We start from the raw sequence: 23,079 nt of genomic DNA on the forward strand, positions 1-23,079 counted from the left end.
TCCAGGAGTTCCATCTATGTTCAAAGTTACACCCACCCCCCCAGATACCAATCCAGTACCCTACGACGCCTCTTTTGATCTTGATCCCCAAAAGCTGAAAGCGTCGGCCGACCGCGCACTCAAGTTTACCTCAACCCCGGGGCGACGAAAGAGCCGATACCATCCCGCAAATACGGCACCTTTTTCACCATCGACGCAGCGGTGGATGACGAGACGTTGCTGGTCGAGGTCTACGAATCGTTATCAGCGGCCCGCAAGATGGTCAACGATCTCGTCGAGCTAACGGACGGCCCGCGACCCCACACGATGCTGGTGTTGCACCGGTCGCTCCTGATGGGTGAGATGGCGGCCAATCGGATACTGGACAACCACAAACCTGGCTAATCGCCGACCCCTGTAGGAGCGAAGCTCGCTCGCGAAGGCGGTGCGTCTATAACGTCGCCTGACACACCGCCTTCGCGGGCAAGCCTCGCTCCTACAAATTCGTGACTATCCAGAACAAATGTATTGCCCATTCCTGTCTGTTTCCCCACAGACGGGCTGCGTACCTTGGGTCCACTGTTACTCCCAAAGGACCCCCACATGCTCAATCGTTTGATACTGCCGTTCACCTTGCTGTTCACCTTCAGCGCCGCTCAGGCCGCGGACGCTGAAAAATGGTACCCGTCGAAATACGGCGCCAACGATGAAATCGGTGCGCTCAATCTACTCAATGCCAATTCGGTGCTCAACGCCGCCAAACTGATCAAGACCGGCAAGACGTATCCGCTGGCCGTGCCTATCGACAAGACCCTTCCAGCCTTCCGCCATCGCAGTTTCAACCTGACCAACGTCCAGCCGGGCGAGGCGGGTGGCACGACCATGGGCCCGAACAAATTCACATTCAACGATGAACTGGTGGTGGGTTGGACCGGCGTTGGCACCCAGCTCAACGGTATCGGCCATATCGGCATCGATTACGTCTACTACAACGGCAACCGCGCCGCCGATTTCGTCACCGTCGAAGGCGTGAAAAAACTCGGGATCGAGAAAGTCCCGCCGATCGTCACCCGTGGTGTGGTGCTGGACATGATCGCCGTGTACGGCACACCGATCGTCCCGGAAAAAACCGAATTCAGCGTCGCCGATATCCAGAAAGCCCTCGACCTGCAAGGGATCACCATCCAGAAAGGCGATGTGGTGTTGTTCAACACCGGTTGGCTGGAGCTGTTGGGCAAGGACAACGCGAAGTTCCTCGCCGTGGAACCAGGCATCGGTATGGCGGCGGCCAAATGGCTGGTGGACAAGCAGATTGTCGCGTTCGGTGGTGACACTTGGGCTTCGGAAATCTACCCGGCCAAAGATGGTCAGGAGTTCCCGGTCAACCAGTACATGCTGGCCAAGAACGGCATCTACAACCTGGAGCTGATCGACAGCCGCGCCCTGGTCAAAGACAAGGCCTGGGAGTTCATGTTTGTCCTCGGCCAGCCGCTGTACAAGGGCTCGACCCAGGTCAACATCAACCCGGTGGCGATTCACTGACAACTCCGTAGGAGCATGGCTTGCCCGCGATGGCGTTCTTGAGGTGGCCATCGCGGGCAAGCCTTGCTCCTACGAAAAACAACGTTTCTGGACATGGAGAACGCATGGATACGGTGCCTCCCCTCGCCAGCATTGCTTCACGCTTGCGCCTCAAACAACTGCGCCTGCTGATCGCCCTGGATGATCGCGGATCCTTGCACAAGGCCGCCGAGCATATTTCCATCTCGCAGTCCGGCGCGACCAAGGCGTTGCATGAAGTCGAGTCGTTGATCGGCATGCCGCTGTTCGAGCGCCAGCCCAAGGGCCTGGTGGCCAATGAAATGGGGCGTTGCATGATTCGTTATGCGCGCCTGATCCATAGCGATGTCGAGCACTTGCACGAAGAAATGCTCAGCATCCTGCAGGGCCAGGGCGGGCGCTTGTCGGTGGGGGTGATCATGGGCGCGATGCCGCTGCTGACCCGGGCCTTGACCGCGTTGCGCCTCAAGCAGCCAGAGCTGTCGATCGAACTGGTGGAGAACACCAGCGCGACCTTGCTCGGCTTGCTGGGTCAGGGACGTCTGGATCTGGCGATTTGTCGCGCCAGTGTCGGCCAGCGTTCCAACGCCTATGACTGTATCGAGCTCAGCGAAGAACCCTTGGCGGTGGTCGCCAGCCAGGATCATCCGCTGGCGGGTGCCCGGACTTTACAGCTCTCGCAACTGAGCGATTACCGTTGGCTGGTCTACCCCAAGGACATGCCGATGCGCCAGGCCCTGGAGCGCGAACTCAACGAAGCCGGGCTGCAAATTCCGCGTTATCCACTGGAAACCTCATCGATCTTCGCCACCATCCTGTTGGTGCAGCAAGACCTGACGCTGCTGGCAGTGATCCCGGCGGAAGTCGCCGCGTTCTGCGAGCAACACGCTTTGCTGGTGAAACTGCCAGTGCCATTGCGTGCCTTGAGCGAACCTTACGGCGTGATCAGCCGGGCCGGCGCCGACCTGTCTCCGGCAGCGACCTTGCTGATCAACGCGCTGCAACAGGACCCGATTACTTGATCACAATCGGATTCACCGGGGCGCCAGTGCCGCCGACGATCTTCAGCGGCGCGGCGGTGTAGAGGAATTTCCACTGGCCGTCGGCGGCACAATCGCTGGCCAATTCATCGAGCAGCGCCACTTCGGTGAACGTCACGCCGAGGTTGCGCATCAACGCGTTGTGTAACGGGATCATTACCCCGGAGGACGGGTCGACTGCCACTTCGTTGGCCATGGTGTCGGTGACCAGGTTGGGGATTTCCATCTGGTGAAACCATTCCACTAGTTCACGGCTGAAGGTCAGGCCTGGCTCGGCGAAATCCTTATAGAACTCGTCCGGTTCACGCTCGTAGAACGAGCCGATCCAACCGGTGCGGATGATCAGGATGTCGCGCTTCTCGATCTCGATGCCCTGGGCTTTCGCCGCCGCCAACAGGTCCAAGTGGGTGAAGGTCTCGCCCTTGTCCAGCACCGTTTTGCCGCGATGCCGGGCCATGTCGATCAACACCGCCCGCCCGACAATCCCGCGCTCGGCAATCGGCAGGATGCTGGCCTTGTCCATGCTGCCGATGGTGCTCATGGCGTCGTAGCCGTTCCACAACTTGTTGTCGTGCCAGACGTGGCCCAGGGCGTCATACTGGGTCGAGCCTTGCAGGTGCATGAAGATCACGTCGTCGGCGTATTCGACGTGGCCGTCGAAGTGGGTCTTGCCGGCGAGGAAGTGGCCCTTGTCCAGCACGTTGACCCGCATCGACGGGCGACGACCGGGCCACAGCGGCTCGCCTTTCGGGTGACCGATCTGGACTTGCAGGGTGAAGGTCTTGCCCTGGCGCACCGAGGCAATGCCGCGCAGGACCTCGGCTTCTTGCAGGTAATTCAGGGCGCCGACTTCATCGTCCGGGCCCCATTTACCCCAATTGGTGGGGAGGCCTTCGAGGAGTTTTTTAGCGTCGGGAGAACGGTCGGCGGCGGTGTTATTGGTGTTGTGGTCGCACATGAGGGTTGTCCTGGGATTGACGGCCGTACCCTTCCTTGTAGGAGCGAGGCTTGCCCGCGAAGGCGGTGTGTCAGTCGACATCATTGTTGCTGACACGCCGCCTTCGCGGGCAAGCCTCGCTCCTACAGGGGAACGGTGGCGTCTGGGGTTATTTGATCGGTGAGAAATCCGCGGCGATCAGCAGTTTCGATTCCATTTTTTCCAGCATCGGGAAGGCGATGGGCACAAAGCCTTCCAGCCAATCCGCATCCTGATACAGCGCCGCACGTTTCTTGATCCGCTCATCAAGGCTCGGGTAGGCCCAGATATGGATCACCTGGTTCAGCTCGCCGATTTCCGTGTACCACCAGCCCACCAGCGTGGCGTAGCGGGAGATCACCGGCAGGCCGTTCTCTTCGAAGTGCTTGAGGTAGGTCTGCATTTTTCCGATCTGAATCGTGTAGGTGCGCATTTCGTAAAACATGGGTTTGTCTCTCAGCAATGAGTGCCGTGGAAGGCGTGGGTGATGATCCGTTCGATGTCGGCGGCGTTGGTCAGGCGTGGGTTGACCAGCACGTTGCCGCTGCGCATCGAGTCGCTGACCATTTGCGGCATGTAGTCCAGGTCCACGCCCAGGTCCTTGATGTTGGCCGGAATGCCGATGGCTTTGTTTAGCGCCATCACGTGCTCCACCACTTTGCGCCCGGCATTGGCGGGGCTCAGGCCATCGACGTCTTGGCCCATGGCGATGGCGATCTCGCGAAACAGCTCCGGGCAGGCCGCCAGGTTGTATTCGATGACGTAGGGCAGCAGCGTCGCGTTGGCGATGCCGTGGGGGATGTTGAACACGCCGCCGAAGGTGTGGGAGATCGCATGCACGTTGCCGAGTTTGGACTGGGCGAACGCCACGCCGGCCAGGAACGAGGCGAGCAGCATCTGTTCCCGCGCATGCAAATCCGAACCGGTGAAAAACGCCTTGGGCAGGTGCGTGCAAATCATCTTGATCGCTCGCAGGGCCAGGGCCTGGCTCACCGGGTTGGCCTGTTTCGACACGTAGGATTCGATGGCGTGGGTCAAGGCGTCCATGCCCGTGGCGGCGGTGATGGACGGCGGCAACTTGAGGGTCAGTTCGGCATCGAGAATCGCCAGTTTCGGAAACAGCGCCGGGCTGATGATCACCGTTTTGAACAGTGTCTTGGTGTTGGTGAACACCGTGGACGCCGTGCATTCGCTGCCAGTGCCGGAGGTAGTGGGGATGGCGAAAATCGGCAGCGGTGGGTGCAGCAGTTTGTCGTAGCCTTCGTAGTCGAGGATGTTGCCGGGGTTGGTGGCCATGGCCGCCACGCCTTTGGCGGTGTCGATGCTGCTGCCACCACCGACGCCGATCACCGAATCGCAGTCGTGGCTTTTCAGGAAGGTGACGGCGCGCTCCAGCACGTCGGTGGTGGGGTTGGGTTCGACGCCCGTGAACACTTCGTAGCTGATCTCACTCGCGGCCAGCGAGGCGAAGAAGCCTTCCATCACGCCCGACGCCATCAACCCTTCATCGGTGACCACCAGCAGTTTTTTTCGAACGTGCGGCTTGAGCAATGCACCGGCCTGACGCACCAGGCCGTTGCCGCTCTTCAAGGTCGTGGGGAAATAAAACTGGAACGGGTCCATGGGTGTCTCCGGTTTCTTATTGGTCGGGAGACAGTAATTAGCGAGGCGGGCGGCTGATAATGAAAAGGTCTGATCCGGGGATCACTCTTTGTCATCCCCTGACACTTCGGGTGGCAGTGGTAACGTAGGATTTTTCAACGATCAGGAGCATCGTCATGGATTTAGGAATATCAGGCCGCTGGGCCATCGTCTGCGCCGCCAGCAAAGGCTTGGGTTTGGCCTGTGCGCGAGCCTTGGCGAAGGAGGGCGTGAACCTGGTGATCAACGCTCGCGGCGAAGAGGCCTTGGCGGTCGCCGCCACGGAACTGCGCACCTTGGGTGTCGAAGTGCGCACGGTGATTGGCGACATCAGTGAAGCGAGCGTGCGTGAACTGGTGCTGGCGGCGTGTCCGCAGGTCGACATTCTGGTCAACAACGCCGGCGGCCCGCCACCGGGAGATTTCCGCGACTGGCAGCGCGAAGACTGGCTGAAAGCGCTGGACGCCAACATGCTCACGCCCATCGAGCTGATCAAGGCCTGTGTCGATGGCATGGCCGAGCGCGGCTTCGGGCGTGTCGTCAACATTACGTCCGGTGCGGTGAAGGCACCCATCGACGTGCTGGGCCTGTCCAACGGCGCGCGCAGTGGCCTCACCGGTTTTATCGCCGGGCTCGCGCGCCAGTCGCGGCTGGCGGGCAACAACGTGACGATCAACAACTTGCTGCCGGGGCCATTCGAAACCGAGCGCTTGAACAAAACCCTGAGCGCTGCCGCCGACGCCAACGGCACCAGCGTTGAAGCCGTCAGCGAACAACGGCGCAAACACGTGCCGGCCCAGCGCTTCGGCCAGCCCGATGAATTCGGCGCCTATTGCGCCTTCATTTGCAGCGCCCAGGCCGGGTTCCTCACCGGGCAAAACCTGCTGCTGGACGGCGGCAGCTACCCCGGAACGTTCTGATCTGCCGGGGGATGACGTTCAGTGATCCCCCAATCAGATCCCCTCATTATTCAGCCGTCGGGTGCGTGATTAGAGTGGGACGGCTTGCCCAATGCCACACGTCGCTTCCATAGGGAACTGCAGGATTCAGACCATGGCTACTGGCATTGGGCCGCGTGCATCCACAACAAGAAAGAGCGCCCCTCATGAATAATCCGAGTGCCGAAACACTTCCCCTGGCCGCCATCGAGCGTCCCACCAGCATGCGCTGGCGAATCTTCCTGATCATGTTGCTGCTGACCGCGATCAACTACATCGACCGCGCTTCGCTGTCCGTGGCGTTGCCGCTGATTTCCAGCGAATTCCAGATACCGCCGGCGCTGGAAGGCTTGATGCTCAGCGCGTTTTTCTGGTCCTACGCCTTGATGCAGATTCCCGGTGGCATGCTGCTGGATCGCTTCCAGACCCGCCGCGTGATCGTGATCGCCACCGTCGCCTGGGGCGCGTTCCAGGCCCTGGCCGCCGGCGCGCACAACTGGATTGTGCTGCTGATCACGCGCATGGGCCTGGGCATCGCCGAATCGCCGATTATGCCCGCCGGGGCCAAACTCAACGGCGCCTGGTTGACCCCCAACGAACGGGGACGCGGCGCGGTGCTGGTGGACGGCGGCGCGCCGCTGGGCAGTGCGTTTGGCGCAATCATCATTGCCGGCCTGATCGGCTGGTTCGACTCCTGGCGCATCGCCTTCGTTATCGCCGGCATCGGCACCATGCTCGCCGGCGTGCTGGCCTGGAAGTACATCCGCAACCACCCCAGCGAACACCCCGGCGTCAACGCGGCCGAACTGGCGCACATCATCGAGGGCAATCGCCCGACCAGCCAACCCGGCGCGGTGACCAGCATTGCCCTGAAAGAACTGCTCAAGGACCGCTCGGTGCTGGCGATGTTCGCCGGTTACTGTTGCATCCTCAGCGTGTTCTACGGCTTGCTGACCTGGATGCCGAGCTACCTGCACCAGACCCACGGTTTGAACATTTCGAGCATGGGCGGCGCGACGTTTCTGATCTTCATGTGCGGTTTCGTCGGCGAACTGGTGGGCGGTTATCTGGGCGATAAATGGAAATCCAGCGGCGCCTCGCCCAACCTGGTGATGCGCAGCATGTTCAGCGGCTCGGCGCTGGTCGCGGCCCTGTGCATGTTGGCGGTGGCCTACACGACCGAGGCGAGCCGAGCGATTGGCTTGCTCTGCGTGGCGATGTTTTTCATTCGCTGGTGCGGCATGTACTGGTGCATCCCGTCGATCCTCGGCGGCACGTCAAAAACCGGCATTCTGGCCGGCACCATGAATTTCTGCGGCAACATGGCCGGGGTGATCGTGCCGATCCTGATCGGCCTGATCGTGCAGTTCACCGGTTCGTACTTCCTGGTGCTGATCTTCTTCGTGGTCATGGCCGCGTTGCTGGCGATTTTTTCCAGCCTGATCGATTATCGGGAACGGGGTCTGGCGTGAATGAGCGGAGGGCAGGTGAGTGTCGTCACCGATGACACTCTGTGCGTGGCCTTGCGGGCATTGCTGGAACAGAATCGGCGCAATGGCGTCGATGACTTGCAATGGCTGGACACCGGACAGGTGCGGCAACTCGAACCGGCAGTGTCCTGTGTCGCTGCGCTCTGGTCGCCGTCCACCGGAATTTTCGATGCCCATGCCCTGATGATGGCGCTTCAGCCGGATGCCGAGGCCAGCGGCACATCGCCGATTTTTCATACGCCGCTGGCGTCGGCCCGTTGCGCCCGCAGGGCATTAGACAGAACGCCTGCGTGCATGGCTTTTTGGATGTGCCTGATGCACAAGCCGCCTTCTTCACCACGACCCAGGCGTTTGCCCAGGGATTCCAGGCGATTGGCGTGGGTCAGCAGGGCGCGGGTTTCGGCGAGGAAGGTCTGGCCGTCGCGGGTCAGGCAGATGCGTTGCTGGCTGCGTTCGAACAGGGTCAGGCCCAGGCGTTCTTCGAGCTGGGCGATCTGCCGGCTCAGGGGCGACGGAGAAATGTGCACGCTTTCGGCGACGGCCACGAAGGAGCGCAATCGTCGGAGGTCGAGCATGTCAGACCCATTGGGACTCAAATACTGCCTCGGAAAATACGCCTCGAAGGCTTGATGGTATGGACGTTATTGTCCATAATAGACTTATTGGTACGTTTTGTGAAAAGTCATCCAGGACCCACGTAGTTTTCTTGCTTAAAGGAGAATCTCAAAACTCATACCGAACAATTAGCATCGACCGACCACAGAAATGATTAGCCGTTAGAAATTTTCTGGAGATTTACAATGGATAAAAATTCTAAAAATCGTACATCTGTACTCTCAAAAGGTTTGTTGCTTACAAGTTTAGTATGGGTAACTGTATGCAATGCCGCGCCGTTCTCGAACGCCCATGATGTGGATGCAGTTATGAGCGCGCTTATGAAGGAGCAGGGCATTCCGGGGGCAGCCATAACAATTCTTAAAGACGGGAAACCGCTTTATACCTCTGCTTACGGGTTCAGTAATCTGGAAACCAAAACGCCTGCAACGACGGCGACTGTCTTCCAATCTGGCTCAGTCGGTAAAATGTTTACCTCTTCCGTCATCATGCTTTTGGTACAAGACGGTAAGCTTCAACTTGATGATCCGATTGCACCCTATTTTCCTGAAGCAAAAGGCATGTGGGACGGCGTTACCATTCGCCAGGTCATGCAGCAACGTTCTGGCATACCCGACTATGAACAGTTCAACAGTATTGATATAAAGCAAGACTACACCGACGAACAACTTATCGCTCTTCTTGCGTCCAAGAAATTGGATTTCACACCGGGAACTCAGTACCGCTACAGCAACTCAGGCTATGTCGCGCTGGGAATGCTGATCAAGCGTGCGAGCGGAAGATTCTACGGAGATTTGCTTCGGGAAAGGCTGTTCAGCCAGTGCGATATGCAAACGGCGCAAGTCAATATGCTGAAAACTATCATCCCCAACCGGGCGTCAGGCTACGTTTCCAGTGATGGACAGCTGGAAAACCCGGGGCCGGTCTCGCAGAGCCTGGCTCAGACCGCCGACGGGAGCCTGTTGCTGACGATCAATGACTTGGCTGCGTGGGACGCTTGTCTTTCAAAAGGCAAACCATTGTCCAAAGAATCGATTGATACCGAGTGGGAAGTGCCGTTGATGGCCGACGGCAGTCAACCCATCACTGGTTATGGATTTGGATGGCGCAACAATATCGTGAATGGACGTCGGCTGATTGATCATGGGGGATCGTTCCAAGGGTTTCATGCGCACTATGCAAGGTTCGACAATGGTCTTTCCATAGGTTTTCTGGCGAATCTAGAGTCAGCTCGTAGCAATTACATAGTTAAACGCATTGCCGGGATTATTGATCCAAGTCTGTTGCCGCCTGAAAAAGAAATCGAAGGGTCTGCGGCTGCGACTCAAAAGACAAAAACGGCAATTATTGCCTTGATGAATGGTAAAGGCGATCCATTGTTAAGCCCGGAAATACGCAAGGCTTTTAACGATAAACACGTATCAGAGATAGAAGCGTCTTTCAACAAAGTTACCAATGATGCTCAGCTGGTACAAGTTAGTGAGTCAAAGGAAAACGCTGTTATTCATCGTACCTATAAAGCCTCTACCGGGAAGGTAAATTATCTGGACGTTGCGTTCCTGGATAACAGAATTGTGGACGTAAAGTTTTCGTCTGAATAATTGTTGTACCTGTCTTGGTCGTCTTCAATTGACAGTATTTAGCAAAATAAAAGACTCCGTAGCGAAACGTTACGGAGTCTTTTTTTGCCTGTTAGGCCTGCTTAGAGAGTCGCCTCCGATCCGCAGATATCTACAAAGGCTCACACCTAAATCCGAAACTGCCCAACCAAAAGGCCCAGTCGATCGCCCAGATCAGTAAGACTTCTAGAGGTTTTCGCGCCATTTTTTGCGTCCCCGGCGACCACGTCAGCGGCCTGGGAGATATGAGTCATGCTACGGTTTACTTCCTCGGCAACGGCAGTCTGTTCTTCGGAGGCGCTGGCGATCTGCGCGTTCATGTCGTTAATTGTATAAATGAGTTGGCTGATGGCATCCAGCGACAACCCTGCCTGGTTTGCCAACTGTCCCGTTGTTTTTCCTGATTCGCTGGATCGTGCCATCGTGATCATGGCGTCTTGAGTGCCTTTTTGAAGCAGGCTGATCATCCCGTGGATTTCCTGAGTGCTCTGTTGCGTTCGGCTGGCCAGGGCTCGAACTTCGTCAGCAACCACTGCAAATCCACGTCCTGCATCTCCAGCACGTGCTGCTTCTATTGCAGCGTTCAAAGCCAATAGATTGGTTTGTTCTGCGATAGAACGAATGACGTCAACTACACCGGCAATCAACTGCACATCGTTGTTCAGATTGTCCAAAGACGAGCTACTTTGCCCGATTTCTTCAATCAACGAATGAATGCTTTCGATGCTCTTGTTGACGACATCTCTTGCCTGGCCACCTACATCGCTGGTTTCTCGCGCTGCGTGTGAAGCACCTTGGGCACTGACGGAAACCTGGTGCGCAGCCGTGGACATTTCATGAATGGCTGTCGCTACTTGATCTGTCTCCTGGCGTTGACGATCCATGGCCTGTTCTGACCTTTGTGCCTGGACCGACATATCTTCGACCATTTCGGTCAATTGTTCGGTCATCTCAGCAATCTGTCGCACGAGGCTATGAATTTTTTCCACAAACACGTTGAACGAGTGCGCCAAATCGCCAAGCTCATCGTTGCTTGAAATCGGCAAACGGTGTGTCAAGTCTCCATTTCCAGCGGCAATGTCGTCCAGGTTCTTTTTGATGACCAGCACTGGTTTCACAATGCTGTTGCCAAGCCAAATGCCGATCAGCGCTACGAGTAGCAGCACGCAAAAAACAAGGGTGAGTATGTATGACGTGTACTGGCCGATCCGCGTATAGCGCTCACTGGCGATGGCCTGCACCTGAACTTCAAGATCGTCCAGATTTACTTGGGTGCCCAAGATCAGGTCCCACTTGTCCAGGTAAACGGTGTAACCGAGCTTGGGCGTAGGTTTAGGGCTTGTGGGCGTCTGCCAATCGTAGCGAAAAAAATGAGTGCCGGTCTTGGCTGCTTCAACCAGCCCGCGAATGACATACACGCCGTTGGCATCTTTGCTATCGACAAAACTCTTGCCGATATCGGTGTTCAGGTTTGCAGAGAACACTCGAACAGACGTGGAGTCATAGCCGTAAAAATAGTTTTGTTTATCGAAACTCAGCGTTCGCAAAATTTTCACGGCCTGATCGCGAGCCTCCAGATCTCCATAGCGGGAAGCGTCATATATCGACTGAATCGAAGCTTGGGCAATTTCCATATAGTGCTTCAGTGACGTTTTTCGCTCGTTGATCAGGAGCTCGCGCGTCTGCGCAACCTCCTCGGATGCCAGCTTTTGCAAAACCCAAAAGGTGGTGCCGCTGATCATCGACGCCAGTAAAAGGCCGGGGATAATCGCCAGAAGGATGACTTTGCTACGAAGATTAAGCGTCACGATGAGTTTCGCCTCACTCAAGAGAATTTATTGTGACCCACCCATTTTTACCTTGAGCCAATTGGCTCAGCGCTGCATAAAAGTAGGGGGTGTTTTTGGTTGAAGCTGCTGAATCTGGAGAGGTTACGCTCTCCATTTTTATGAAAAGAGTCTTTAATGATCGAATGATCAATAGTAGTCTACGCCCAGCGGAAACGGCTTGTCGATGCCCGGCCATAGATGGAGGTTTCACCCCACACGGGCAGGTATCGATTTCAAAAGTAGGAGGGGCCAACAATGAGTGGCTCGATCAACTCCTCTTCATTGAATCAAGCGGGGTCGTTCACTGAGCGCGGGTATCTTGCGCACGACGCAACGCGACGTTGCGTCCTGTCCATATTCTCTCGAGGTGCAGTGCCGCCTATGTTGTTGGCCTGGCAAACATGAATGCGAGTGACCTTCATCGGAGAGTCACCGCTGTCGAACCTCAGGAGTCTATGGCATGGGCGTTTCTACAAGTGATACAGCAGCGACGATACAAAAAGCATCGATGACAAAGGGGCTGGTGCTTCTGTTTGCTTTTTGTTGTGGTGCCATCGTGGCCAACATCTATTACGCACAACCGATTATTAGCTTGATCGCCCCGGATATTGGCATGTCGAGTGGGAGCGCGAGCCTCATTGTGTCGCTGACCCAGATTGGTTATGCGCTCGGATTGTTTTTCCTGGTGCCCTTGGCGGACTTGGTAGAAAACCGCCGGCTGATGATCACGACGATCGTGATTACGATCTTCAGCCTGATCGCCGCCGGTTTATCCAAGCAGCCGAGTGTATTTCTAGTGGTATCGGCGCTCATCGGTTTCAGCTCAGTGTCCGTGCAAATGCTTATCCCATTGGCCGCACATCTGGCACCGGAGGAGTCTCGCGGCCGGGTGGTTGGCGGGATTATGGGGGGCTTGCTGCTGGGGATTCTGCTTGCGCGTCCGCTGTCGAGTCTGGTTGCCGATCATTTGGGCTGGCGGGCCGTATTTATTGGGGCCGCTGCCTTGATGCTCGTTATCTCCATCGTGATTGGCATGACCATGCCCAAATGGCAACCGACCCATCGCGCGTCTTACGGTCAATTGCTGAAGTCCCTCGGCGAACTGTTTTGCCGTGAGCCTGTACTGCGTCATCGCGCGCTCTATCAAGGGCTGATGTTTGCGGCGTTCAGTTTGTTCTGGACCGCCGTGCCGCTGATATTGAGTCGTGAGTTCGGTCTCACGCAAAGTCAGATTGCGATTTTCTCTTTGGTTGGCGCCATCGGTGCCATTGCCGCGCCTATCAGTGGCCGACTTGCTGATGCAGGGCATACCCGACGAGCGTCCCAGCTGGCCATGGTGCTGGGAGTATTGAGTTTCCTTCCGGCCTTCATCAATCCCTTTTACGGTGTGATTGGTTTAGCGGTCACCGGTGTAGCGCTGGATTTTGCGGTGCAAATGAACATGGTGCTGGGCCAGCGAGCCGTCTATGCCCTGGGCACTGCCAACAGAGGCCGCCTGAATGCGTTGTACATGATCAGTATCTTTATTGGCGGTGCAATTGGTTCTTCGGTGGCCAGTTCGCTTTATGAGCACGCCGGCTGGTTGGCGATTGCTGCGGTGGGAAGCGCATTGTCACTGGTTGCTTTAGTCGTCTTCTCGATGGTTTCCCGTCAGACCCGAATTGATGCAACGCTCAAGCTGAACAACGGATGAGTCAAGGAGTGTCATGGACAAGCTGCTCGCATTGAAAATGTTCGTTCAGGCTGTGGATTCGAAGGGCTTTTCTTCCGCCGCTCGACAGTTAGGCCTGGCGACGTCTTCTGTGACTCGGATGATCGATGGGCTTGAGACTGAACTGGGCGCAGTACTGCTTAATCGCTCCACGCGCCAAATCTCATTATCAGATGCCGGAGCCGCCTACTACTTGAAAGCGCGGGAGGTACTGAATGCTGTCGCCGAGGCGGATGCCACGGTCACTGACCGTGGGGAATTTCCTGCAGGGCATCTTCGTATTTCCGTACCCGTAGCGCTTGGGCGCCGTCTGATTGCGCCTCATATTGCGTCGCTGTTGAAGCGTTACCCTCAACTTGTGTTGGACATGACGCTCTCCGACGACATCGTTGAATTACTGGGGGAGCGCGTCGATCTGGCGATCCGATTGGGATCGGCAGCCGCCATGGATGGTGTCGTCAGTCGTCCCGTCGGTCATTTCAAACGCCGGGTGGTGGCGAGCGCCGAGTACCTGAATGCACATGGTTTTCCTGAACATCCCATGGACCTCATGCGGCACGAGTGCTTGCGTTTCAGTTATGGCCCAAAGCAACAGGTGTGGACTTTCTTAAAGGAGGGCGAGGAGACTCGAGTTCCGATTGAGGGCCGCTTCAAAAGTAACAATGCGGAAGTTTTGCGTGAAGTTGCGCTGGCGGGTGGCGGGGTGGCTTTGTTACCTGACTGGCTCGTCAACGACGATATAGGCAGCGGTGATTTGACTTCATTGTTTGAGCCTTTTGTTATCAATCCTAACGAGGCCAGTTCGGCCATTTCTGCGCTGTATCTTCCCAATCATCGTGGCTCCAAGCGCGTCAATGCGTTTATCGATTTCATTAGCGAATTGCTAGGGCCTGAAGGCTTAGTCGAGAGCTGATCGCTTCATTGTTGTTTTCGAGCGCTTGACGAAACAAACCCCTTTCGCCGTGTGGGCACGGTAGATCTCCGGAGATTTGAATGAGCACTGCGACATTGCATTACGTCTACGACCCGTTCTGTGGCTGGTGCTATGGCGCGGCGCCGATGATCACGGCGGCCACCGCTATTCCTGGCCTGGAAATACAGGCCCATGGCGTGGGCATGCTTTCGGGGGACAAAAGCAAGTTGATGTCGGGTGAGTGGCGCGATTTTGTTCGTCCTCACGAAGCCCGGATTACTGCATTCAGCAAACAAACCTTCGCGGACGCCTATGTTCAAGGCGTACTGGAAAATGAAAATGTCCAGCTGGACTCTTCACCACCGATTGCAGCGATGTTGACCGCTCAACAGCTGTCCGGACGCGGCATCGAAATGCTCAAACGCCTGCAATTTGCCTACTACCAAGAAGGCCAGGCCATTGCTGATCGAGGGGTAATCGCTGGCATTGCCAATGAGCTTGGGTTTGAGCCCGAAGTGTTCATGGCAACTTTTGATGTGATCACTGCAGACTCATTGCAGGACCACATCGACCGCAGCAACGGGATGCTTGAATCTCTGAATGCGCGCGGATTTCCGGCATTTGCGCTGGAGATCGATGGCGAAATGGAAGTGTTGGCCATAGGGCATTACTTAAGCCGACCCGCCTTGTTCAAGAAGGATATTGAAAGCCGTCTGGCCAAATAAGTGTGGTTCATAGCCAGTGCATTCTTTTGTTTTGTATGATGCCTTAATGAAGCTCCAGTGAGGCGTTATGCAAGACTCAAAAAATAGAGACGAGAACGAGTCGGGGAAATCAGCGAAATCAGCAGACTTCGCCAAATCGACGACTCGACGTCTGTCGCCTGAGGTCAGGGAAAAGCAAATCGTGCAGAAAGCTATTGAGCATTTTGCGACGTGCGGATTCTCGGGCAGTACGCGGGAGCTGGCGCGACAATTGGACATTACCCAACCTTTACTCTATCGATATTTCCCCAGCAAAGAGGCACTCATAGACCGCGTGTACGACGAGGTGTATCAGTGGGATTCTTCGTGGGAGTCGATGATCAAGGATCGCTCCGAACCCCTCCAGTCTCGCCTGGTGCATTTCTACACCTCATATGCTCGTGTGATTCTGCGCCGAGAGTGGATTCGTATCTTCGTATTTGCCGGGCTGACACGTGAAGGTATCAATGATCGGTATCTGGCTAAATTGCGTGAGCGGGTCTTCATTCCTGTCATTGCAGAAATCCGCCACGCTCATGGATTGGCGCCGTCCTCAGGTGAAACGATCAATGAAAAAGAGCTCGAACTGATCTGGAGCCTGCATGCCAGCATTTTCTATATCGGTGTGCGCAAATGGATTTACGATCTTCCAGTGACTGAAGACATTGATGCGCTGATCGAGCAAATGGTTGATGCGTTCCTTAACGGCAGTCCTCACGTACTGCAGCAAGTCGATAACGATCTCGGTGGGAAGCCTCGCTTGAATTGATCGGCTTCGATTCCCCGTTTCCTGCCTCCTGATCTCCTGTTTTTCCCCCTCTTTTTTGTCGACCACTCATCACCTGTTTCAGCCTTCAGCTGAGCGGGTGGTAAGGGGCATACGCGCGCCATTTTGCCCTGAAAAGCCCTTTCCCAGCGCCTGAAGCCCGTTCTCTGTGGGCGACGCCACATCGTGGTTCAAGCGTGTCCTCAAAAATTTGATCCTCCACCTATTTACTTCAATTTCGTCAGGTCGTATTGTTTATCAACTGATAAATAAATACAAAAAACTGTTGGAGGCACCATGCAAGTCGTGAAGCTCGCTCATTACTCGATCCGGTCGTTCGACCTGGAAAAGTCCAGTCGATTTTATGAAAGGGTGCTCGGTTTTACGCCTGGCTACCGGCCGCCATTCGATTTTCCTGGCGTTTGGTTGTACATGGGAGGTGATGAAAAGGACTTCGGCACGGTCCACATTATCGGGATTGACCCTTCCAATCCTGAAGGCCTGAAAAAATACCTGGGCGATAAGGAGATCCCGCTGACAGGCACTGGGACTGTTGATCACATTGCTTTTTTGGTCACCGGCCTGGTCGAGTTCTGGGACGTCTTCAAAGCCGAGGGGATTGAGTGGCGCGATCGCACTGTGCCGAGCCTCGGCCTGCATCAGGTGTTCATCGAAGATCCGTCTGGTGTCACCATCGAGCTCAATTTCCCTGCCTCCGAGATTGAGGCGGTGGGGTCTTACGCCTCCCATGCCTCTGCAACTGTGGGAGAGCAGCCATGATGAACTCCTTGCACAAGCCCCGCGCCATAGTTGTGGGCGGCTCGCTGGGCGGCCTGTTTGCAGCAAATATGCTGTTGCGCAAAGGTTGGGACGTTGAGGTCTTCGAACGCGTTCCGGATGAACTCGCAGGACGAGGCGCGGGGATCGTTACACACCCTGAGTTGTTCGAAGCGATGGCCGCAGCGGGAATTCCCCTCGACGCCTCTGTAGGTATCGATGTGCTTTCGCGCGTCACTTTGGCCCAGGACGGCGATGTCGTACTTGAGAACGCACTTCCACAAACGTTGACCGCGTGGGGGAAGATGTACCAAGTGCTTCGCTCAGCGTTCCCAGATTCCCTGTATCGCTGTGGTGGCAGTGTCGTGTCGGTCGAAAGTACTGAAACCCATGCCAGCGTTACATTGGCCGATGGGACGACTCATCAAGCCGACGTCATTATTGCGGCTGATGGATTTCGGTCGACAATTCGCCAACATTTTTTACCCGATGTGCACCTGCAATATGCCGGCTATATCGCCTGGCGCGGGTTAGTCGATGAAAGTGCGCTGTCTGACGCTGCTCACGCCGTGCTTTTCGATAAATTCGCGTTTTGTTTGCCCCCGCATGAACAGATCTTGGGGTATCCAGTTGCCGGGCATTCCAACAGCACCCTCGTCGGCGAGCGCCGTTACAACTTTGTGTGGTACCGCACCAGCGGTGACGATGACTTGAAGAATTTGCTGCGTGATGAAAGCGGTAAACAGTTTGAAGGCGGGATTCCTCCGGCGCTGATACGCCGTGATGTGCTCGACAATATGTACAAGTCCGCAGAGACATTACTGGCCCCGCAGTTTGCCGAAGTCGTTAAGAAAGCTGCTCAGCCGTTATTCCAGCCAATTTACGATCTGGAAGTACCCAAGATGAATTTCGGACGTGTCGCGTTGCTCGGCGATGCGGCATTTGTGGCGCGTCCTCATTGCGGGATGGGGGTTACCAAGGCCGCCGGTGACGCTTTGGCAATCGTGGAGGCACTGGAGCGACATGCATCCGTTGAAGAGGCATTAGCGGACTATAGCGAGCAACGCTGTCGATTCGGGGCATCGATTGTTCAGCACGCCAGGCATCTTGGCGCGTATATGCAGGCGCAACTGAAAAGCGAGGAAGAGCGTGAAATGGCGGAGTTGTACCGGACCCCGGAAGCCGTGATGCGTGAGACCGCCGTGCCCGTGAAGTTTTAATTCAGCCCCAAGCCATTTGCAGGAGATCACCATGGAACATGCATATCCGCAAGACGGTGGCCCGACCATGCCCGCTGAGCAGGTTGATTACGCTGTTCAAAACCCGATTCTCGAAAATCCGGAGTTTCGTGCTTTGGTAAAACAACGACGGATATTTTCGTGGAGCATGACGGCACTTATGCTCGCCGTCTATTTTGGTTTTATTCTTTCCCTGGCCTTTATACCCGCCCGTTTGGGTACGCCTATTACAGAAGGCCAGCCGATGACGTGGGGCGTGCCAATCGGTTTTGGAATGCTCGCCTTCACGATTCTCCTCGTCGCTGTCTATGTCTGGCGCACTAACACCTGCTACGACCCTAAAATAAAAACAATTATCAGGAGCTTCAACAAATGAAGCGTCTACTCATTGCAATTTCCGCCATGCTTGCTTCGGTAACGGTATATGCGGCCGACGTCCCTGGCGCCGTACAAAAACATAATCCCATTGCCATCGGCATGTTTTTGGCATTCGTTATTTTCACTCTGTTCGTCACACGGTGGGCGGCACGCAAAAACAATAGCGTTGCGGATCACTATGCCGCAGGAGGAAAAATTACCGGCTTCCAGAATGGGTGGGCTATCGCGGGCGACTATATGTCCGCGGCGTCTTTGCTAGGTATCTCCGCGTTGGTGTTCACCAGTGGATTTGATGGTCTGATTTACTCGATCGGCTTCCTTGCCAGTTGGCCGATCATTCTGTTTCTGATTGCGGAGCCCTTGCGAAATCTGGGGCGCTACACCCTGGCAGACGTACTGTCCTATCGACTGAAACAACGTCCCATACGAGCATTTTCGGCCTCCAGTTCCATTGTGATCGTGTTGCTTTACCTGGTTTCTCAATTGGTAGGTGCCGGAAAACTGGTGGAGTTGCTGTTTGGTTTCGATTACACCGCGGCGGTGCTTCTAGTGGGCACGCTAATGGTGATTTATGTTTTCTTTGGTGGGATGTTAGCAACCACCTGGATTCAGATTATCAAGGCCGTATTACTGCTGACTGGCTGCGTGTTCATGGCTTTCATGGTGCTGTCCCAATTCGGATTCAGCCTGAACCAGCTGTTTACTCAAGCGACCCAGGTGCATCCTTCACATGTTGCAATCATGAGCCCAGGTGGTTTGATTACCGACCCGGTGTCTGCGATTTCACTAGGCTTGGCATTAGTCTTCGGCACGGCAGGCCTTCCACATATTCTTATGCGGTTTTTCACTGTCGGTAACGTCAAGGCCGCGCGGCAAAGTATTCTTTATGCCACAGGCCTGGTCGGTATCGGTTATGCCCTGATCGTTATTATCGGCTTCGGCACCATCGCGCTGGTTGCCAGCAATCCCGATTATCACGATGCATCAGGTGGCATATTAGGCGGCGTTAATATGGTTGCGATTCACCTCGCACACAACGTTGGCGGGAATGTTTTCCTGGGGTTTATGTGTGCAGTGTCGTTCTCGACGATATTGGCGGTAGTGGCAGGGCTCACCCTTGCAGGCTCGTCTGCTGTTTCACATGATCTCTACGCACACGCCTTGCGCCGGGGCACCGCCAGCGACCGTGAAGAGATGCGCGTCTCTCGCGTTACAACCATCGTGTTGGGTGTGTTGTCGATTCTATTGGCCATTGCTTTTGAAAAACAGAACATCGCATTTATTGTGAGCTTAACGTTCTCCATCGCCGCGAGTTCCAATTTCCCCGTGCTGTTATTGTCGATTTACTGGAAGGGGCTGACGACACGTGGCGCCGTAATTGGCGGATCGTTGGGACTGGTATCAGCCATTACGCTTTGCATTCTTAGCCCGACCGTTTGGGTCAAGATCCTGCATAATCCGCAAGCCTGGTTCCCGTACGAATATCCGGCCTTGTTTTCCATGACCGTGGCATTTGTCGGTATTTTTTGGTTCTCTATTACTGATCGCTCAGTCAGTGCCATCGGTGAGCGCAATCGATTCCAGAATCAATTGGTCGATTCTGAACTGGGTACGCCGGCTACATGGAGCGCGCAGCTGAAAGCTGATTGATTCAGGTGACGTTACTTGCGTTAGAAAGTGGTCTGTCTGCTGTATGAAAGTGCAGCGCTATTAGTTAATTTTAAGTTTGTGCATATCGCTCAATTGTGCTCTCGCGCGTTGCATGCCTGCGCCTGGAAAGTCGCTTAAAAGTGTAGACAAAAATAATAATCTCTACTTTGGTGCAAAAACAATGAAATGTACTTTGACTGTTACAGTCGCCCTATGTGTATTGGTGCAGCAAGCCCATGCGGTGGGTTTCATCGATGACAGTAAAGCGGCGCTTAAACTGCGTAACTTCTATATCAATAGCGATTACCGAGATTCAGCGACACCCGCTCAGAAGGCCGCCAACCAGAGTTATCAAGCGGAGTGGGGACAAGCCTTTCAGCTCGAATTCATATCGGGTTACACCCCAGGGCCCGTAGGTTTCGGTGTTGATGCGTTAGGCATGTTGGGTGTCAGGGTGGATTCAAGCGCTGGCAAGCATGGCAACCCAACGGGGACCAACTACGGCGGCATAGTGTTTCCAAGCGACGGCGACCATGCGGTTGACGAGGTCTCCAACCTGGGGTTGACCGGTAAGGTAAAAATATCCAAGACCGAGCTGAAGCTTGGAACCTTGGTCCCGAAATTGCCGGTGATCTTCAGCAATGACGGACGATTGTTGCCGCAAACCTGGCAAGGAACCCAGGTTACTTCGGCAGATATCAAAGATCTGACGTTGGTGGGGGGCCAAATTGATGAGGTGAAGGGGCGTAACTCCAGCAACAATGAAAATATGTCAATCGCGGGTGCGAACAATGCGGTCACGGGTCGCTTCAGTAATAAATTCATCTACGCCGGTGGCGATTACAAGCTGACAAAAGATCTAACCTTGCAATACTATTACGGCAACCTGAAAGATTTTTATAAGCAAAACTTCTTTGGTCTCATTCATAACTGGGCAATCGGTCCTGGGGTGCTGACCAGTGATGTTCGATACTTCAACAGCAAAAATGATGGTGCGAATGGTCATGATCCGGCGTATTTCACGACGGGTTACTACGGTGGTAATACATTAAAAGGGGAGGTCGACAATAATCTGTTCAGTGGATTGTTTACCTACGCCGTTGCGGGTCACACCTTTGGTGCAGGTTATGAAGTCAGCAATGGTAAAAGTGACTTCCCGTATTTAAATCAGGGTGATGGCCCAACCACCTACACCATTACGGAGATGCAGGTTCAGAAATTTGTTCGTGCCGGCGAGAAATCATGGCAAGCCCGTTACTCTTTTGACTTCGCAAAAGTGGGCTTGCCAGGTGCGACGGCAGGTGTTGTGTATGTCAAAGGTGATGATATCAATACTATTGCTTCCAGCAATTCCAGCGAATGGGAACGAGATATTACGCTGGCCTATGTCGTGCAATCGGGCCCCTTAAAAGGCTTTGGCGTGATGTGGAAAAATGCAATGGTGCGGAACAATATCCCTAACGCCCGTCAACAAGACGAGAATCGCGTGATTATAAATTACCAATTGGCGTTGTTTTAGTTTCTTGATCGAGACCGCGTCAGAGCAGATATCCAAGTATCAAAAAACGTATCCGGTGGTCCGGTCGTGTGTGACTGGCCGCTGTAACTGACAGGTAACGCTTTTACGAGTGTTGCGTGTACATGTCGTTCTCTTCCAACGGCATGTTTTGTAGAAGAGTAACATTTCCTTTAGTTGGGGTAGGGCGGTGCAAGTGATCCTTCACCGCCTTTTTTTATTCCTTCACGCTGATAGCCCGTTGAATCGACGCAGCAATTGCGTCAGTTGTTGCAGATCCTCATCGTTCCAGCCATCGATACGCTGCCGAAAGACGACGCCCTTGTGAACAATGGCGTGGCGGATTCTGGTCCGGCCTTGATGGCTCAAATTCAAAAGGGTGCCTCGACCATCCGAAGGATTCGGTTGCGCCTCCACCAGTCCCAGGTGGATGAGCCTTGCTGTCAACCTGCTCGTCGCGCTGCGATCCATCGCTACAGCTTCGGCGACACCACTGACCTTCGCCGGCCCGAACGCGAGTAGCCAGTGCGCGATATGGAACGCTGCCGGTGGCAACTCTGGGTGAAATTCGGCTGATGTCGAGACCGTCAGGGCTCGCGAAGCACTCAGCAGTGCACTGAATTGTTCACCCAGCGCGAGAACCAGGCGCTCCCGATCGTTGGAGGTCTGAGTGAGCGGTTTGTTTTCTGGTGTTTCCATGTCCGTCTGTTCCCGTTTCTGTCAGCAAAAGCCTGCCTGCTGTTCGTTCATGGACAAATGCTTATTTGCGATTATGGTGGACATTAGTCCATTAACTGAGCTGACGGATAGTGAAAACACCACAATGAATATCAACGCAACCATTGTCCTTACAGGTGCTACCAGCGGAATTGGTCAGCTTGCTGCCATCGAGCTGGCCAGGCGAGGTGCCCATCTCGTTCTGACTGCGCGTGACAAGACAAAGGCTGCTGCAACCTGCGAGCGCATTCACGCGGCTGTACCTGATGCGCGTGTCGACGTTCACTACGCGGATCTCAGCAGCCTCGATTCCGTCGCTGCGCTCGGTTTCGAACTCGTCTCGCAATACGAGCGCATTGATGTGTTGATCAACAACGCAGGCCTTCACGCTTTTGATCAGCGTGTCACCGTTGATGGCCACGCCGAGATGCTCGCGGTGAACTACCTCGCCCCCTGGCTGCTGACAAACCTCTTGCGCGATACGCTGGTTCGCTCGGCCCCCTCGCGGATCATCACTGTTGCTTCAGAGGCGTCGAGACGCAGCGGCGGGCTGGATCTGGAACGAGATCTCTTCGATACCGTGCCATTCACGCGCCTTGGCTCTTCGAAGAGTTATTCGAAAACCAAGTTGATGGACATCATGTTTTCGCAGGAACTGGCGCGTCAGCTTCTAGACACCGGCGTTGCGGTGCATTGTCTGGACCCAGGCTTCAACGTCACGGGGCTTGGCCGCGAACTGGGATTCTCTACGTTGCTGGCTAGGGCTCTCAATTGGTTGCGCATCGGTGATCCGCAGCGCGGTGCGGACATCATCGTCCGCTTGGCTACCGATTCAGATATCTCTCCGGCATCGGGTGGCTACTTTTCGGTGAATGACGCGAAACCGATACAGCCTACGCCTCCAGCGGAGAACGCCGCCGCCTGCCAAGATCTTTGGGCGGCGACGTCAGCCCTGCTTGCCAACCATTACAGGTCATAACGTC

At 55.2% G+C, this 23,079-nt stretch carries 20 protein-coding genes and 4 pseudogenes; 17 read left to right on the plus strand and 7 right to left on the minus strand.

Translation table 11 applies throughout. The features are described 5' to 3' along the window. Positions 1 to 201 precede the first annotated feature (201 nt). From K3819_RS29575 to K3819_RS10675, 3 genes are all read left to right on the plus strand, one after another. Positions 202 to 384, plus strand: a complete 183-nt coding sequence (locus K3819_RS29575) for a DUF6124 family protein (RefSeq protein ID WP_311736330.1) — start codon at positions 202 to 204, stop codon at positions 382 to 384. Positions 385 to 582: 198 nt separating this feature from the next. Then, positions 583 to 1,521 carry a cyclase family protein gene (locus K3819_RS10670; RefSeq protein WP_221399219.1) on the plus strand — a complete coding sequence of 313 codons (939 nt, stop codon included), beginning with the start codon at positions 583 to 585 and terminating at the stop codon, positions 1,519 to 1,521. Between the two features lie 104 nt (positions 1,522 to 1,625). Further along, a complete protein-coding gene (locus tag K3819_RS10675; RefSeq protein ID WP_221399220.1) occupies positions 1,626 to 2,561 on the plus strand; it encodes a LysR family transcriptional regulator in 936 nt (311 codons plus the stop codon). On the opposite strand, the gene K3819_RS10680 is transcribed toward K3819_RS10675, so the two are convergent. The 3 genes from K3819_RS10680 to K3819_RS10690 form a co-directional block, all read right to left on the minus strand. Then, positions 2,554 to 3,537, minus strand: coding sequence for a cyclase family protein (locus tag K3819_RS10680; RefSeq protein ID WP_221399221.1), 984 nt, complete (start codon positions 3,535 to 3,537; stop codon positions 2,554 to 2,556). The genes K3819_RS10675 and K3819_RS10680 overlap by 8 nt on opposite strands. Before the next feature lie 148 nt (positions 3,538 to 3,685). Further along, entirely contained in the window at positions 3,686 to 4,000 is a 315-nt protein-coding gene (locus K3819_RS10685) for an NIPSNAP family protein (protein ID WP_123408765.1), read from the minus strand. 11 nt (positions 4,001 to 4,011) lie between these two features. Continuing rightward, the gene (locus K3819_RS10690) at positions 4,012 to 5,178 is read right to left on the minus strand and encodes an iron-containing alcohol dehydrogenase (protein ID WP_221399222.1); all 1,167 of its coding nucleotides are present in this window, start codon (positions 5,176 to 5,178) and stop codon (positions 4,012 to 4,014) included. Positions 5,179 to 5,333: 155 nt separating this feature from the next. On the opposite strand from K3819_RS10690, the gene K3819_RS10695 reads away from it, so the two are divergent. The 3 genes and pseudogenes from K3819_RS10695 to K3819_RS10705 form a co-directional block, all read left to right on the plus strand. Then, a complete protein-coding gene (locus tag K3819_RS10695) occupies positions 5,334 to 6,116 on the plus strand; it encodes an SDR family oxidoreductase (RefSeq protein WP_221399223.1) in 783 nt (260 codons plus the stop codon). A 185-nt stretch (positions 6,117 to 6,301) separates the two neighbouring features. Beyond that, entirely contained in the window at positions 6,302 to 7,606 is a 1,305-nt protein-coding gene (locus tag K3819_RS10700) for an MFS transporter (protein WP_221399224.1), read from the plus strand. Positions 7,607 to 7,615: 9 nt separating this feature from the next. After that, positions 7,616 to 7,889: pseudogene (locus K3819_RS10705) on the plus strand (FAD-dependent oxidoreductase); the annotation flags it as partial. Here K3819_RS10705 and K3819_RS10710 read toward each other — a convergent pair. After that, a pseudogene (locus K3819_RS10710) lies at positions 7,861 to 8,199 on the minus strand (LysR family transcriptional regulator); the annotation flags it as partial. The pseudogenes K3819_RS10705 and K3819_RS10710 overlap by 29 nt on opposite strands. 225 nt (positions 8,200 to 8,424) lie before the next feature. Here K3819_RS10710 and K3819_RS10715 point away from each other — a divergent pair. After that, positions 8,425 to 9,840, plus strand: a complete 1,416-nt coding sequence (locus tag K3819_RS10715; RefSeq protein ID WP_221399225.1) for a serine hydrolase — start codon at positions 8,425 to 8,427, stop codon at positions 9,838 to 9,840. A 146-nt stretch (positions 9,841 to 9,986) separates the two neighbouring features. Here the strand turns inward: K3819_RS10715 and K3819_RS29675 are convergent. Then, a pseudogene (locus K3819_RS29675) lies at positions 9,987 to 10,502 on the minus strand (methyl-accepting chemotaxis protein); the annotation flags it as partial. Positions 10,503 to 10,892: 390 nt separating this feature from the next. Then, positions 10,893 to 11,600, minus strand: a pseudogene (locus K3819_RS29680) (cache domain-containing protein); the annotation flags it as partial. Between the two features lie 547 nt (positions 11,601 to 12,147). Between K3819_RS29680 and K3819_RS10725 the strand changes: the two are divergent. From K3819_RS10725 to K3819_RS10765, 9 genes are all read left to right on the plus strand, one after another. After that, a complete protein-coding gene (locus K3819_RS10725) occupies positions 12,148 to 13,380 on the plus strand; it encodes an MFS transporter (RefSeq protein ID WP_221399227.1) in 1,233 nt (410 codons plus the stop codon). Between the two features lie 13 nt (positions 13,381 to 13,393). Next, positions 13,394 to 14,311 (plus strand): LysR family transcriptional regulator, encoded by a 918-nt coding sequence (locus K3819_RS10730; RefSeq protein WP_221399228.1) that lies wholly within the window; start codon positions 13,394 to 13,396, stop codon positions 14,309 to 14,311. A gap of 80 nt (positions 14,312 to 14,391) precedes the next feature. Then, complete coding sequence (locus tag K3819_RS10735) at positions 14,392 to 15,036, plus strand: DsbA family protein (RefSeq protein WP_221399229.1); 645 nt, start codon at positions 14,392 to 14,394, stop codon at positions 15,034 to 15,036. Between the two features lie 67 nt (positions 15,037 to 15,103). Beyond that, a complete protein-coding gene (locus K3819_RS10740) occupies positions 15,104 to 15,823 on the plus strand; it encodes a TetR/AcrR family transcriptional regulator (RefSeq protein WP_221399230.1) in 720 nt (239 codons plus the stop codon). Positions 15,824 to 16,117: 294 nt separating this feature from the next. Next, positions 16,118 to 16,600 carry a VOC family protein gene (locus tag K3819_RS10745; RefSeq protein ID WP_221399231.1) on the plus strand — a complete coding sequence of 161 codons (483 nt, stop codon included), beginning with the start codon at positions 16,118 to 16,120 and terminating at the stop codon, positions 16,598 to 16,600. Beyond that, positions 16,597 to 17,817: an FAD binding domain-containing protein gene (locus tag K3819_RS10750; protein ID WP_221399232.1), complete on the plus strand. Its 1,221-nt coding sequence runs from the start codon at positions 16,597 to 16,599 to the stop codon at positions 17,815 to 17,817. The genes K3819_RS10745 and K3819_RS10750 overlap by 4 nt, the downstream gene beginning before the upstream one ends. 31 nt (positions 17,818 to 17,848) lie before the next feature. Then, positions 17,849 to 18,211 (plus strand): DUF485 domain-containing protein, encoded by a 363-nt coding sequence (locus K3819_RS10755; protein ID WP_221399233.1) that lies wholly within the window; start codon positions 17,849 to 17,851, stop codon positions 18,209 to 18,211. Further along, positions 18,208 to 19,863 (plus strand): cation acetate symporter, encoded by a 1,656-nt coding sequence (locus K3819_RS10760; protein WP_221399234.1) that lies wholly within the window; start codon positions 18,208 to 18,210, stop codon positions 19,861 to 19,863. Before K3819_RS10755 ends, K3819_RS10760 begins: the two co-directional genes overlap by 4 nt. Positions 19,864 to 20,044: 181 nt before the next feature. Further along, positions 20,045 to 21,382: an OprD family porin gene (locus tag K3819_RS10765; RefSeq protein WP_221399676.1), complete on the plus strand. Its 1,338-nt coding sequence runs from the start codon at positions 20,045 to 20,047 to the stop codon at positions 21,380 to 21,382. Positions 21,383 to 21,604: 222 nt separating this feature from the next. On the opposite strand, the gene K3819_RS10770 is transcribed toward K3819_RS10765, so the two are convergent. Next, positions 21,605 to 22,078: a MarR family winged helix-turn-helix transcriptional regulator gene (locus K3819_RS10770; RefSeq protein ID WP_221399235.1), complete on the minus strand. Its 474-nt coding sequence runs from the start codon at positions 22,076 to 22,078 to the stop codon at positions 21,605 to 21,607. Between K3819_RS10770 and K3819_RS10775 the strand changes: the two genes are divergently transcribed. Next, complete coding sequence (locus K3819_RS10775) at positions 22,050 to 23,075, plus strand: SDR family NAD(P)-dependent oxidoreductase (RefSeq protein ID WP_221399236.1); 1,026 nt, start codon at positions 22,050 to 22,052, stop codon at positions 23,073 to 23,075. The two genes, K3819_RS10770 and K3819_RS10775, sit on opposite strands and share 29 nt — an antisense overlap. The last annotated feature ends 4 nt before the right edge of the window (positions 23,076 to 23,079 follow it).

The sequence above is a fragment of the Pseudomonas sp. 3-2 genome (assembly GCF_019710535.1).
Taxonomy (GTDB): domain Bacteria; phylum Pseudomonadota; class Gammaproteobacteria; order Pseudomonadales; family Pseudomonadaceae; genus Aquipseudomonas; species Aquipseudomonas pharyngis.

Excerpts from the sequence above, each read along its gene's own strand:
- K3819_RS10745 (WP_221399231.1), top strand. The coding sequence starts at position 16,118 with ATGCAAGTCGTGAAGCTCGCTCATTACTCGATCCGGTCGTTCGACCTG.
- K3819_RS10765 (WP_221399676.1), top strand. The coding sequence starts at position 20,045 with ATGAAATGTACTTTGACTGTTACAGTCGCCCTATGTGTATTGGTGCAG.
- K3819_RS10760 (WP_221399234.1), top strand. The coding sequence starts at position 18,208 with ATGAAGCGTCTACTCATTGCAATTTCCGCCATGCTTGCTTCGGTAACG.
- K3819_RS10670 (WP_221399219.1), top strand. The coding sequence starts at position 583 with ATGCTCAATCGTTTGATACTGCCGTTCACCTTGCTGTTCACCTTCAGC.
- K3819_RS10725 (WP_221399227.1), top strand. The coding sequence starts at position 12,148 with ATGGGCGTTTCTACAAGTGATACAGCAGCGACGATACAAAAAGCATCG.
- K3819_RS10680 (WP_221399221.1), bottom strand. The coding sequence starts at position 3,537 with ATGTGCGACCACAACACCAATAACACCGCCGCCGACCGTTCTCCCGAC.
- K3819_RS10675 (WP_221399220.1), top strand. The coding sequence starts at position 1,626 with ATGGATACGGTGCCTCCCCTCGCCAGCATTGCTTCACGCTTGCGCCTC.
- K3819_RS10700 (WP_221399224.1), top strand. The coding sequence starts at position 6,302 with ATGAATAATCCGAGTGCCGAAACACTTCCCCTGGCCGCCATCGAGCGT.
- K3819_RS10750 (WP_221399232.1), top strand. The coding sequence starts at position 16,597 with ATGATGAACTCCTTGCACAAGCCCCGCGCCATAGTTGTGGGCGGCTCG.
- K3819_RS10735 (WP_221399229.1), top strand. The coding sequence starts at position 14,392 with ATGAGCACTGCGACATTGCATTACGTCTACGACCCGTTCTGTGGCTGG.
- K3819_RS10740 (WP_221399230.1), top strand. The coding sequence starts at position 15,104 with ATGCAAGACTCAAAAAATAGAGACGAGAACGAGTCGGGGAAATCAGCG.
- K3819_RS10715 (WP_221399225.1), top strand. The coding sequence starts at position 8,425 with ATGGATAAAAATTCTAAAAATCGTACATCTGTACTCTCAAAAGGTTTG.
- K3819_RS10770 (WP_221399235.1), bottom strand. The coding sequence starts at position 22,078 with ATGGAAACACCAGAAAACAAACCGCTCACTCAGACCTCCAACGATCGG.
- K3819_RS10755 (WP_221399233.1), top strand. The coding sequence starts at position 17,849 with ATGGAACATGCATATCCGCAAGACGGTGGCCCGACCATGCCCGCTGAG.
- K3819_RS10695 (WP_221399223.1), top strand. The coding sequence starts at position 5,334 with ATGGATTTAGGAATATCAGGCCGCTGGGCCATCGTCTGCGCCGCCAGC.
- K3819_RS10730 (WP_221399228.1), top strand. The coding sequence starts at position 13,394 with ATGGACAAGCTGCTCGCATTGAAAATGTTCGTTCAGGCTGTGGATTCG.
- K3819_RS10690 (WP_221399222.1), bottom strand. The coding sequence starts at position 5,178 with ATGGACCCGTTCCAGTTTTATTTCCCCACGACCTTGAAGAGCGGCAAC.
- K3819_RS10685 (WP_123408765.1), bottom strand. The coding sequence starts at position 4,000 with ATGTTTTACGAAATGCGCACCTACACGATTCAGATCGGAAAAATGCAG.